11 protein-coding genes and 2 tRNA genes are annotated in these 12,039 nt (G+C 44.0%); 8 read left to right on the top strand and 5 right to left on the bottom strand.

Annotation, left to right across the window (positions count from 1 at the left end; genetic code table 11):
- Nucleotides 1-32: 32 nt before the first annotated feature.
- Both ACKPCE_RS05160 and ACKPCE_RS05155 read right to left on the bottom strand, forming a co-directional pair.
- Nucleotides 33-923 carry a DMT family transporter gene (locus ACKPCE_RS05160; RefSeq protein ID WP_319504429.1) on the bottom strand — a complete coding sequence of 297 codons (891 nt, stop codon included), beginning with the start codon at nucleotides 921-923 and terminating at the stop codon, nucleotides 33-35.
- A gap of 3 nt (nucleotides 924-926) precedes the next feature.
- Nucleotides 927-2,300 (bottom strand): aminopeptidase P family protein, encoded by a 1,374-nt coding sequence (locus tag ACKPCE_RS05155; protein ID WP_319504428.1) that lies wholly within the window; start codon nucleotides 2,298-2,300, stop codon nucleotides 927-929.
- A 129-nt stretch (nucleotides 2,301-2,429) separates the two neighbouring features.
- Between ACKPCE_RS05155 and rpoN the strand changes: the two genes are divergently transcribed.
- Genes rpoN through ACKPCE_RS05130 form a run of 5 tightly spaced genes read left to right on the top strand, consistent with a single transcriptional unit; the run spans nucleotide 2,430 to nucleotide 7,355 of the window.
- A complete protein-coding gene (gene rpoN, locus ACKPCE_RS05150) occupies nucleotides 2,430-3,887 on the top strand; it encodes an RNA polymerase factor sigma-54 (protein ID WP_277639462.1) in 1,458 nt (485 codons plus the stop codon).
- Nucleotides 3,888-3,899: 12 nt separating this feature from the next.
- On the top strand, nucleotides 3,900-4,562 hold the full coding sequence (locus tag ACKPCE_RS05145; protein ID WP_024996947.1) for a membrane protein: 663 nt from the start codon (nucleotides 3,900-3,902) through the stop codon (nucleotides 4,560-4,562).
- A 24-nt stretch (nucleotides 4,563-4,586) separates the two neighbouring features.
- The gene (gene gcvH, locus ACKPCE_RS05140; protein ID WP_276991843.1) at nucleotides 4,587-4,967 is read left to right on the top strand and encodes a glycine cleavage system protein GcvH; all 381 of its coding nucleotides are present in this window, start codon (nucleotides 4,587-4,589) and stop codon (nucleotides 4,965-4,967) included.
- A gap of 9 nt (nucleotides 4,968-4,976) precedes the next feature.
- A complete protein-coding gene (purE, locus tag ACKPCE_RS05135) occupies nucleotides 4,977-5,483 on the top strand; it encodes a 5-(carboxyamino)imidazole ribonucleotide mutase (RefSeq protein ID WP_276962897.1) in 507 nt (168 codons plus the stop codon).
- Nucleotides 5,484-7,355 (top strand): 4-hydroxy-3-methylbut-2-en-1-yl diphosphate synthase, encoded by a 1,872-nt coding sequence (locus ACKPCE_RS05130; protein ID WP_319504427.1) that lies wholly within the window; start codon nucleotides 5,484-5,486, stop codon nucleotides 7,353-7,355. It begins immediately after the preceding gene.
- A 95-nt stretch (nucleotides 7,356-7,450) separates the two neighbouring features.
- On the opposite strand, the gene ACKPCE_RS05125 is transcribed toward ACKPCE_RS05130, so the two are convergent.
- Both ACKPCE_RS05125 and ACKPCE_RS05120 read right to left on the bottom strand, forming a co-directional pair.
- The gene (locus ACKPCE_RS05125; protein ID WP_027317616.1) at nucleotides 7,451-9,127 is read right to left on the bottom strand and encodes a S41 family peptidase; all 1,677 of its coding nucleotides are present in this window, start codon (nucleotides 9,125-9,127) and stop codon (nucleotides 7,451-7,453) included.
- A gap of 63 nt (nucleotides 9,128-9,190) precedes the next feature.
- Entirely contained in the window at nucleotides 9,191-10,168 is a 978-nt protein-coding gene (locus ACKPCE_RS05120; RefSeq protein ID WP_319504426.1) for an adenosine kinase, read from the bottom strand.
- Between the two features lie 76 nt (nucleotides 10,169-10,244).
- Here ACKPCE_RS05120 and ACKPCE_RS05115 point away from each other — a divergent pair.
- Both ACKPCE_RS05115 and ACKPCE_RS05110 read left to right on the top strand, forming a co-directional pair.
- Nucleotides 10,245-10,318: transfer RNA gene (locus tag ACKPCE_RS05115), tRNA-Asn, on the top strand.
- A 23-nt stretch (nucleotides 10,319-10,341) separates the two neighbouring features.
- Nucleotides 10,342-10,415 (top strand) — tRNA-Asn (locus ACKPCE_RS05110).
- Between the two features lie 241 nt (nucleotides 10,416-10,656).
- Here ACKPCE_RS05110 and ACKPCE_RS05105 read toward each other — a convergent pair.
- Entirely contained in the window at nucleotides 10,657-11,346 is a 690-nt protein-coding gene (locus ACKPCE_RS05105) for a ComF family protein (RefSeq protein WP_319504425.1), read from the bottom strand.
- A gap of 98 nt (nucleotides 11,347-11,444) precedes the next feature.
- On the opposite strand from ACKPCE_RS05105, the gene ACKPCE_RS05100 reads away from it, so the two are divergent.
- Nucleotides 11,445-11,999 carry an NUDIX hydrolase gene (locus tag ACKPCE_RS05100; RefSeq protein WP_319504424.1) on the top strand — a complete coding sequence of 185 codons (555 nt, stop codon included), beginning with the start codon at nucleotides 11,445-11,447 and terminating at the stop codon, nucleotides 11,997-11,999.
- Nucleotides 12,000-12,039: the final 40 nt, after the last annotated feature.

Here is a 12,039-nt window from a genome sequence, read left to right as displayed (position 1 = left end):
CAATAGTCACTTCGGAATACAAACAACACACCTTAGTGTTTCAATCTGGGAGCCAGGTACTGGTTGAAAATAATGCCCACGACAATCAGCAACAACCCTGCATAAGTAGTCCACACGATCTGTTCTCCAAGAACGAGATGAATAAGAAACAAAGACAAGAAAGGGGATAAATAGCACATCTGGTTTACCAATGTGGCATTGGAGGTCAACTGAATAGCCATTCCAAAACACACAAAAGGAATACCGATTTCGAAAGCACCGACATACATACCCGACAGCAACGCTTGAACAGGTAATACAACCGGTTCCATCCATAGTGAGGCAATAAGAAGATATGCACTGCCAAAAAAGAAAGTAGCCGTCAAAGCGATAATAGCATCTACCTCTTTTCTTTTATTGGAAACCATCCAATAACCGGCCCACAAGAATGCACTTAAAAAAGCCAAAAGAAAACCTGTAACAGAGAACTCTAGTTTATCAGATAAGCCCGTGCCGGCTGAGATAAGGACTACACCTCCCAAAGAAAGCAGCATCCCCACATACTTAATTTTGGGAATGGATTGCCCCCCAAATAATGAAAGCAAGATTAACAGCAATATGGGCCATGAATAATTGACAGGTTGCGCCACCTGTGCCGGAAGTAAATCATAGGCACGAAACAGCACCAAGTAATAGGTCACGGGATTAAGGAGGCCCAGCAGAGCAAACCATCTCCACTGCGAAGCTGACAGGTTCTTTACCTCTTTCCATTTCTTTCGGGCAAGCAAGGTAAATAAAAAAATAAGGAAAGCAGTACAAGAAGCTACCAATAAAAGTTCAAACGAGCTTAAGTACCTTAAAGCTATTTTAAAAGCAGAGGCAACCGTTGACCAGCTGAGAACTGCTATTGCTGCATAAACGATTGCCTTATTATCTTGAGTCATATATTATCTTAATTCTTCCACCTCATCGGCTGTCAACGGAATCTTCTTACCTAACCTGCGAGCTCCTGTTTCTGTAATCAAATAATCTTCTTCATTACGAATACCTCCAAAGTCTTTATAAGCTTCTACTGCATCGTAATGAATGAAATCATTAAATTTCTTCTGTCCTTTCCAAAGGTCAATAAGTTCAGGAATAAAATAGATTCCCGGTTCAATGGTATGAACAAAACCACATTCTAGTTCTCTTGCCAGACGAAGGGATTTGCGACCGAACAAAGTGCTCTTTGGCTTTCCGTCATAACCTACCCAAGTTTCACCTAAGTTTTCCATATCATGCACGTCGAGTCCCATCATGTGTCCCAATCCGTGAGGATAGAACAAAGCATGCGCTCCTTCACGAACAGCATCATCGGCATTTCCCTTCATGAGTCCCAACTGTTTCAAACCTTCTACCATCACACGCGCAGAAAGATCATAGACGTCAACAAAAGGAATTCCCGGTCTTAGCGCTTTCACTGATTCCAGATGCATCGCAACCTGCAAATCATATATCTCGCGCTGACGCGTAGTAAATTTCTTATCAGCAGGAATCGTGGACGACATATCACCGGCATATCCCATAGCGGTTTCTGCTCCGGCATCAATTAGAAACAGATCGCCGCTTTGAACCGTATTGCCATGGTAATGATTGTGGAGTGTCTGTCCGTTAACCGTTGCAATGGTAGGAAAAGATAAATCACCTCCTGCCGCAAAGGCAACTGCTTGTATGGCCGATGCTACTTCATACTCTTTCATTCCCGGGCGAAGCATTTTCATGGCAGCGATGTGCATGTCGGCCGTTATATTACAAGCTCTTTCTATTTCTGCAATTTCTTCTTCAGACTTGTAGCTTCTTTGTTTCACAATGGCACGAATAAAATCGACCGATCCTTCCTGACGACCCAGCGGAATGCCCAGCCATTCCTGAAGTTTCAATTTATGTTCTGTTCTGTAAGGAGGGAGGTAATGAATTGTCTGACCCTTCTGAACAGCTTTATGCAAATATTCGGTTAAAGAATCAGAAGGCAAAGTACATGTTATGCCCACCCGCTCGCTTTTTTCCTTCAACGTAGGCTGAGTGCCCATCCATACAATATGGTCAATGGTCAGTTCATCTCCAAAAACAATATCTTTATCATTATCAATATCAATCACAGCAGATAAACCGGCAAAAGAAAGACCGAAGTAATAGAGAAAGCTGGAGTCCTGACGATAACGGAAAGTGTTATCTTCATAATTCAAGCCCATATCATCGTTACCTAGAAATAAAAGTATTCCAGAGCCTAAACTCTTCTTGAGCAACGCTCTGCGTTGCACATACGTCTCTTTAGAAAACATAATGTTCCGTTTTTAAGTTAGTGCAACAAAGATAACCGTTTTAAATCAAAATTAGATAATTACCCCTTGACGATTCTCAATTAAATTAATTACTTTTGTAGCAAGATCAAAGATTGAAAAAGTAACATTATGGCACAAGGTTCCCGTCAGGTACAATCGCAAGTACAACAACAGGTTCAAACTCTTTCGCCACAGCAAATCTTAGTAGTGAAGCTGCTCGAGCTTCCGGCTGTGGAACTAGAAGATCGTGTGCGTGCCGAGCTTCTGGAAAACCCCGCTCTTGAAGAAGGGAAAGAGGAAACAGCTGTCGACGATCTCTCTGAAAATGCAGACAATGATCAGTCGGACAATGAATATGATTCATTAGGCGATTACCTTACCGAAGACGATATTCCCGATTATAAATTACAGGAAAGAAATAAATCAAAAGGAGAGCAGGCCGAGGAAATACCTTTCTCGGACACTACTTCTTTTTACGAAACACTGCAAGAACAACTCCGTGAACGAAACCTCACCGAGCATCAGCAAGCGTTGGCCGAATATCTTATCGGCTCCCTTGATGATGACGGACTGTTGCGCAAAACATTAGATAGCATTAGCGATGAGTTAGCCATTTATGCAGGTGTTGATGCCAAAGAGCAGGAATTGGAAGAGGTGTTAAGCATCATACAAGATTTCGATCCTCCCGGATTGGGAGCACGAAGTTTGCAAGAGTGCTTGCTTATCCAGATAAAGCGCAAGGAACCGTCATCCTTACAGCAAACGGAATTAAACATCATCGAGAAATGTTATGAGGAGTTTACCCGTAAGCATTGGGATAAGATCATTCAGCGGCTCAACCTCAGCGAAGAAGAGTTTGAAGCCGCCATCAATGAAATCACCAAGCTAAACCCCAGACCGGGAAGTTCTCTTGGAGAGGTGATTGGCCGTAATATGCAACAAATTGTACCTGACTTCATTGTTGAAACGTTCGATGACGGAAGCATAGTGCTTAGCCTGAATAATAAAAACATGCCCGAACTCCGCATGAGTCGTGAATTCAACGATATGCTTCAGGAACATACTTATAATAAGGCCAACCAGACAAAAGAATCCAAAGAAGCCATGCTCTTTTTGAAGCAGAAAATGGATGCCGCTCAAGGTTTTATTGATGCCATCAAGCAAAGACAAAACACGTTGCAAACTACCATGGAGGCAATTATAGACTTACAACGTCCTTTTTTTCAGGAAGGAGATGAATCGCTGCTTCGCCCCATGATTCTGAAAGACGTGGCAGAACGGACAGGGCTCGACATCTCCACCATTTCACGTGTTAGCAACAGCAAGTATGTACAAACCAATTTTGGTATTTACTCGCTGAAATATTTCTTTAGTGACGGTTATACCACAGAAGACGGAGAAGAAATGTCGGTACGTGAGATACGTCGCATCCTGAAAGAATGCATTGACAACGAAAACAAGAAGAAACCATTGACCGATGATGAATTGGCCGATATATTGAAGGAGAAGGGCTATCCTATAGCCCGCCGAACAGTAGCCAAATATCGTCAGCAATTAAACATACCGGTAGCCCGGCTAAGAAAATAAACAATTCAACTTATGGAAGAACATATTATTGCAGACAGAACATTGATTAAAACAGCGCGGATTGTTTCGGCCGTTTTCACGCCGTTTTCAATCCCGTTTGTTGCTTTCCTTATTTTATTTCTGTTCTCGTACCTAAACATTATGCCTTTGGCATATAAGCTCATCGTACTGGGCGTGGTGTATTGCTTCACCATCTTAATGCCCACGCTAACCATTTTCCTTTTCCGGAAGATCAATGGTTTTGAGGCGAAAGATCTTACCGACAGGAAAAAGCGCTATGTACCCTATCTGCTTACCATCATCTCTTACGTGTTCTGTATGCTGATGATGAGAAAGCTGAATATACCCTGGTACATGTCGGGCATCATACTGACTGCTTTACTGATGATGCTTATCTCTATTATACTGAACTTGAAATGGAAACTGAGTGAACACATGCTGGGCATGGGTGGCATTGTGGGAGGGGTCGTTTCTTTCAGCGCCCTTTTCGGATACAACCCGGTGTGGTGGTTATCCCTGTTTATACTTATTGCAGGAGTGCTGGGCACAGCCAGAATCATATTGCAACACCACACACTGAGCGAGGTACTAACCGGTTTTGTGGTAGGATTTATCTGTTCACTGCTCGTGTTGCACCCCATTGCCAATATCTTATTTCGAATTTTCTTATTATAATTATAAACCCTAAAACTAAGTATTATGAATTTTCCGGAAGAACTAAAGTATACCTCTGAGCACGAATGGATTCGTGTGGAAGGTGAAGTTGCTTACATTGGTATAACAGAACATGCACAGAACCAATTGGGCGATATTGTGTTTGTAGATATACCAACGGTAGGTGAAGAACTGAACGCCGGTGACGTTTTCGGAACCATTGAAGTAGTGAAAACCATATCCGACTTGTTCATGCCGGTAAGCGGAACCATCTTGGAACAGAATGAAGCGCTTGAGGACAAACCTGAACTGGTTAATCAGGATCCCTACGGTGCCGGATGGCTTATTAAGATCGAGCCATCGGCTGATGCCGACTTCAGTGTTTTACTTGACGCTAAAGAATATAAAAAAACCATTAATGAATAAACCAATCGTATGACACCAATTGTTAGTATTATCATGGGCAGTACGTCTGATCTTCCCGTAATGGAAAAGGCGGCGCAATTACTCAATGATTTGCATGTACCGTTTGAAATGAATGCTCTTTCGGCTCACCGCACACCGGAAGCTGTAGAAGAGTTTGCCAAGAATGCACATCTCAGAGGTATAAAGGTTATCATTGCAGCTGCCGGGATGGCTGCTCATTTGCCGGGAGTAATCGCAGCATCGACACCACTGCCAGTTATTGGCGTTCCTATAAAATCATCCCTCGATGGCATGGATGCCTTATTGGCCATTGTACAAATGCCTCCGGGCATTCCCGTGGCTACGGTAGGAATAAACGGTGCACTCAATGCGGCAATTCTTGCGGTCCAGATGTTATCTCTGGAAAACAAAGAATTAGAAGCCAAATTCATTGCTTACAAAGAAGGACTTAAAAGGAAGATCGTTAAGGCCAACGAGGAGCTGAAAGAGGTTAAGTTTGAGTTTAAAACTAATTAAATGGATTTATTCAACTATTCCCGTAGGGAAACGTCTGTGGTTCATGTGGGAAACGTAGAAGTAGGGGGAAGTAACCCCGTTCGCGTTCAGTCAATGACCAATACAGCTACGCAGGACACAGAAGCCTGTGTAGAACAAGCAAAAAGAATTATTGATGCGGGAGCCGACTATGTGCGGCTTACCACGCAAGGAGTCAAGGAGGCCGAAAACCTCAGGAACATCAACGCTGAACTCAGAAAACAAGGGTACCTGAATCCGCTGGTGGCCGATGTGCACTTCACGCCTAAGGTGGCCGATGTGGCTGCTTTGTATGCCGAGAAGGTGCGCATCAATCCGGGTAATTACCTGGATGCTCCGCGAACATTCAAGCAAGTTGATTATACTGACGAAGAGTATGCCGTTGAATTACAAAAGATACGTGAACGTTTGGTCGAGTTCTTAGCTATTTGCAAGGAAAACCACACGGCCATTCGTATCGGTGTAAACCACGGTTCCTTGTCAGACCGCATCATGACCCGCTACGGCGATACGCCCGAAGGGATGGTTGAATCTTGCATGGAGTTTCTTCGTGTGTGCGTAGCGCAAGACTTTTCTGATGTCGTTATTTCGATAAAGGCATCGAACACAGTCATCATGGTGCGCACTGTACGGTTGCTGGTCGATGTGATGGAGAAGGAAGGAATGAAATTTCCCATTCATCTGGGCGTAACCGAAGCAGGTGACGGTGAGGACGGCCGCATCAAGTCGGCTTTGGGAACAGGAACTCTGCTGGCCGACGGATACGGAGATACCATTCGTGTATCGTTAAGTGAAGAGCCGGAGTTAGAGATACCGGTTGCCCGCAAAATTGTTGATTACATTGCTCAGCGCGCTGACCATCCGTATATTCCGGGAGTAGCCAACGATTCGTTTAATTTCTTGTCGCCCGTAAAAAGGGAAACAACTTCCATACGCAACATCGGTGGCGACAACGTGCCGGTGGTAGTAGCCGAAAGGCTTGACGGGAAGTTTGAGACGAATGATCAATTCATGCCCGATTACATCTATGCTGCCAAAAGTATTCCCGCCACACTGGAAAACGGTCCCGACTATATTGTGGATGCCGATGTGTGGGCAGAAGAAAAGGAGAAGTTTGAAGCAGCCGGAAAGAAATGCTGGCCTGCATTCAGTCACAACCAGCTATATGCAGTAGGGGCTTGCCAAGCGGAACTTAAGTTTTTGTTTATCCCGTTTATGGCTCTGACCGATGAAGCAGTAGCCTGCCTCAAAGCACATCCGGAAATCGTTATTTTGTCTCAGAGCAATCACCCCAACCGCATCGGGGAACACCGTGCGCTGGTTCATCAGTTAATGAATGAAGGTTTAAAGAATCCGGTGATATTCTTCCAGCATTACAGCGAAAACGATGTGGAAAACTTGCAGGTTAAATCGGCTATTGATATGGGTGCTTTGATACTCGACGGATTGTGCGACGGTATTTTCCTCTACAACCAAGGAACATTAACCCATGCGCAAGTAGATGCAACTGCATTTGGCATCTTGCAGGCCGGTCGTGTCAGAACCAGCAAAACCGAATACATCTCTTGTCCGGGATGCGGACGAACGCTTTTCAGCTTGCAAAGTACCATAGCCAGGGTCAAAGCCGCTACCTCTCACCTCAAAGGACTGAAGATAGGCATCATGGGATGCATCGTTAACGGACCGGGAGAAATGGCCGACGCTGATTACGGATATGTGGGCGCCGGAAGAGGGAAAATAAGTCTCTACAAGCAAAAAGAATGCATTGAGAAGAACATTCCCGAAGAAGAAGCGGTCGACAAATTGATTGCATTGATCAAAGCCAACGGAGACTACCACGAAGAAGAAAAGTAAACTGCGATAAGCAGTACACGCCAAACAGTACATCTTATTATAAACTAAAACGAGCCGAAAGTTTTCTTCCGGCTCGTTTTAGTTATATAGCTTTTTTATTTCTTCGCAGCAACAGTAAGCATCTCCTTATATTTGCCTTGATTAGCCAGTACCTTCACAGCCTCCTGCAAACCATTGTCATCTTTCAACTGCTCTATAATAGCACCACGCTGATAGTAATAACGCTTAATTATTTCAATGGAAATCATGTTCTTGATATCCTTAGAAAAATGATTCAAGTCCTTATCCAGATTGTGAGCCAGTTTACTTTCCAATGCTTTAAACTCGGCAGAAGCCCCATCCATATAACCTTCAAACTCAGCAGCCTCTTTTAAGGTCTTTAGTATCTTCTCGCTTTGTTGATCATATTTAAAGTCGGCCGCTTTCACCATGGCCTTGAAATCAGCATAATCAGCATCAGTCAGCTTAAACTGCTCGGCAGGTGCAATAGTTGCATGCTTACGACAATAGTTTGTTGCGTAGTTAAAGATGAGGTTATCGTTAGCCAGATAAAACAGGATGTTGGGCAATTTCTCTTGCTCCACCACAATATCGGGCGTTACACCTCCGCCATCACGTACTATGCGACCGGCAGCTGTGTGGAATACATTCGTCAAACTATCGGGTATGCGTCCTACGCTGCCATCTTCGTTTCTATGTTTATAGTCGATGGCCTGCACACATCGTCCACTGGGTATGTAATATTTTGAGGTGGTAACTTTCAGCGTCCCGCCATAAGGAAGTGAACGAGGTATCTGAACCAGTCCCTTTCCAAAAGTACGGTTACCCACAATAACAGCCCTGTCGAGATCTTGCAAAGCACCTGCCAATATTTCAGACGAAGAAGCCGTGCCGCTGTTGACCAGTACCACAAGCGGTATCTCGGTATCAATGGGTTCGCGCAGCGTTTTATACACACTGGCAGCTTGTTTGGTTTTACCCTTTGTCACCACAATGGTTTTGCCTCTAGGTACAAAGAAATTCACAATTTCTACAGCCTCATCGAGTAATCCTCCACCGTTTCCTCTTAAATCAATAACCAGTGAAGTGATTCCTTTTGATTTCAGGTCTAAAAAGGCCTGCTTAAACTCTTTCGAAGGGTTGCCCGAGAAACTGTTCAGGTTGATGTATCCGGTTTTACCGCTCACAACCCCGGCATAAGGAACAGTAGGCAACTGTATAGACTTGCGCACAATTTTAAAATCAATGGGTTTACTTACCCCCGGTCTTTCAACCCGCAAAGAGAAAGTAGTACCCACCTGTCCTCTGAGCATTTCACTCACTTCGGCATTGGTTTTCCCTTCCAGATCTTTACCGTCGAGTGTCAACAGAATATCGCCCGCCCGCAGTCCTACCTGGGCAGCCGGCATGCCTTCATAAGGCTCGGCAATAACCGAACGTTTCCGTTTTACATCATACGTAATCATAGAACCGATACCACCGTACGACCCTTTAATCATTTGTTCCAGTTCACTCTGATCTTCCTCGGGAAAATAATTAGTATACGGATCAAGAGACATCAGCATGGCATCAATGCCCTCGCGCAAAGTTTTATTAGGATCAATCGTATCTACATAGAACATATCCAACTCCTTCACGATGGCATTAAATATCTCCATATTCTTAGCTAACTGAAAAGTGCGGCTATCACTGCTTTTAAAACTAAAAAACGCCACCACTGCAAGGATAGCAGTCAACAGAATAACTGCACGTCTATTGAAGAACTTTTTCATAATCTGTGTATAATAACGATTGATAACATCGGCGCAAGATAACAAAATAGAATAAAGCGCTGATTACAATGTGTTGATATTTAACTTTATTTCATTCCATTTATGCTGAGGAAGTGTGGTACCCACCACTTGAATGACATTTGCCGATAGCATGGAACCTATCTTTCCGCATTTCTCGAGTGAATAACCACAAGTTAGTCCGTATAAGAAACCGGCCGCAAAATAATCTCCCGCACCGGTTGTGTCAACCACACGACTTACGGGCAAAGCAGACACCATGATGTCATCTTCTCCTTTCAGAATATGCGATCCGCGAGCACCCACTTTTACAATGGCAATGCTACACATTTGGCCAATTTGTTTCAAAGCCTCAGCGGCATCTTTTCCTGTAAAGGCACGTGCCTCTTCTTCGTTAGCAAAAACAATATCTACATAATCGCGAACCAGCATGGTAAAGAACTCCAAGTCATTCTCCACAATGTTATAGCTTGCCAGGTCAATGCAGATTTGCAATCCGGCCTGCTTAGCCAGTTCAATGGCCCGAAGAATCATATCATGATCCTGCACCAGATAACCTTCAACCAAGAAATACGTATAGCCTTGAAACATGGCGAGAGTCAGGTCTTCCGCTTTCAAAGTCGAAGCAGCTCCCAGGTAAGTTCCAAAAGTCCGTTCTCCGTCCGGAGATATAAATGTAGAGGCAACTCCCGAAGGCAAGTCACAGATCAGTAACTTCTCGTCGATGCCATTTTTAATTAAATTCTCTCTGTAAAAGCTCCCATATTCATCATCGCCCACTTTTCCGATAAAACCAGTGCGTGCTCCCAGGCAAGCCAGTCCAAGTATGGCATTTCCGGTTGATCCACCGGTTGCAAGGTGAGTTTTCATGCGACTAAAATGTTGGTTAATAACCTGAAGCTTAGCGTTATCTATCAACTGCATGCTACCCTTGGGCAATTCCATTTCGGTGAGTATGCTATCATCATTTAGAGTGGCAAGCACGTCTACAAGAGCATTGCCTAAACCTATTATTTTATCCATTTCAATCTTTTTTTTGCAAAGATATTGCATATTTCAAAATATCCTATTACTTTTGCATCGCAATTGAGAAAAACATTCTTCGATAGCTCAGTCGGTTAGAGCATCTGACTGTTAATCAGAGGGTCGTAGGTTCAAGTCCTACTCGAAGAGCAAAACCTTCTCAATTGCAACATTCTTCGATAGCTCAGTCGGTTAGAGCATCTGACTGTTAATCAGAGGGTCGTAGGTTCAAGTCCTACTCGAAGAGCAGAGAAACCGCGTTAGAAGCATTGCTTCCTACGCGGTTTTCTTGTTTTATACCCCTACCCTTTCACCGGAATTTTCCTAAAGTCCTCGTTATACGTTTAGCGTCCAACCATGGTTGGGAAGTCGGCTAACCATGGTCAGCAAGTCGGCCAACCAAGGTCAACAAGTCGGCTAACCATGGTTAGCCGATAAAAACAAAACCACAAAAATCACAGAGAACAAGCAGATAAACCACCAAGAGCCTATGCGGCCATAGCCAGTGTCAGCACGCTGATGCGCACATTCTGATATGAAGCAAACAACGATGCACACGCCACAAGCGTAGAACCGGTAGTCAGCACATCATCCACAAGCAGGATGTGTTTGTTTGAAAAGTCACAGGATGGATGAAGCGCAAAGACTTTTTCAACATTCTCCCAGCGTTCGAAAGTAGATTTCCGCGTCTGCGTAGAAGAGTTCACTTCACGATAGAGCGACAACACATCAACCGGCACCCCGGACACATGAGAAATGCCACGGGCAATCAGCTCACTCTGGTTGTAACCCCGCTTTCGTTTGCGGGCAGGATGAAGAGGAACGGGCAGAATCACATCAATCCCCTCAAAGAAAGCAGTAGGTTGCAGCTCTTTAGCCATGTTACGGCCCATGAAATAACCCAGTTCCTTGTTATCGTGATATTTTAAATCGTACAGCAGATTCTTAAAACGGCTTCCTTTGGTATAAAAGAAATAAGAAGCCGCCCGCACAATGGGAATGCGCCCCCAAAACAGTTGCTCGGCCACATTGCTTTCTTGTAAATGAAAATAAGTGCGGGGCATATCCATGTTACAACTTGTGCAGAGATGCACTTCGCCGTCAAGCAGTACGCGCCCGCAAACCACACAGCACGGGGGAAAGAAAAGAGACCAGAAGGAGACAATCCATTTTTTCATAGCAAACAAGTTATTAAAGTTGCGAATATACAGATATAAATTAGGAGCAAACAAATAATAATTAATAACTTTGCTCAAAATCAGAACATAAAAACAACATGAATAAGCATCCTCTTTCTCTATTCAACTATTGCCCTAAGTGCGGGTCAAGTGAGTTCAGAGTCAACAACTCCAAGTCAAAAAAATGCGGGCAGTGTGGTTTCACCTATTATTTTAATCCATCGTCGGCAACTGTTGCGTTCATAGTCAATGAACGAAACGAGCTACTTGTTTGCAGAAGAGCCAAAGAGCCGGCCAAAGGAACGCTCGATTTGCCGGGCGGATTCGTCGATATGTTCGAGAGCGGAGAAGAAGGCGTTATCAGAGAGGTGAAAGAAGAAACCGGCCTCATCGTGAAAGAGGCTACCTATTTATTCTCATTACCCAATATCTATTTGTATTCGGGCTTTGAGGTACACACACTCGATGCTTTTTACTACTGCCGGGTAAGCGATATGAGTCACTACCTGGCCATGGATGATGTGGAGGAGTCATTCTTTATTCCCATGGATAAGCTTAATCCTGCCGATTTCGGATTGAACTCTGTTAGGCAAGGACTGACCTTCTTCATGGATAAGTACGCAAAGGGAATTCCTTCTCCAAGTATAAAATAACATTTAAAAACTAGTTAAAAGACTGCAAAACAAAGTCACT

It is taken from the genome of Bacteroides graminisolvens (assembly GCF_963666085.1).
Taxonomy (GTDB): Bacteria; Bacteroidota; Bacteroidia; order Bacteroidales; family Bacteroidaceae; genus Bacteroides; species Bacteroides graminisolvens.
This window is presented reverse-complemented; position numbering and strand designations above follow the sequence as displayed.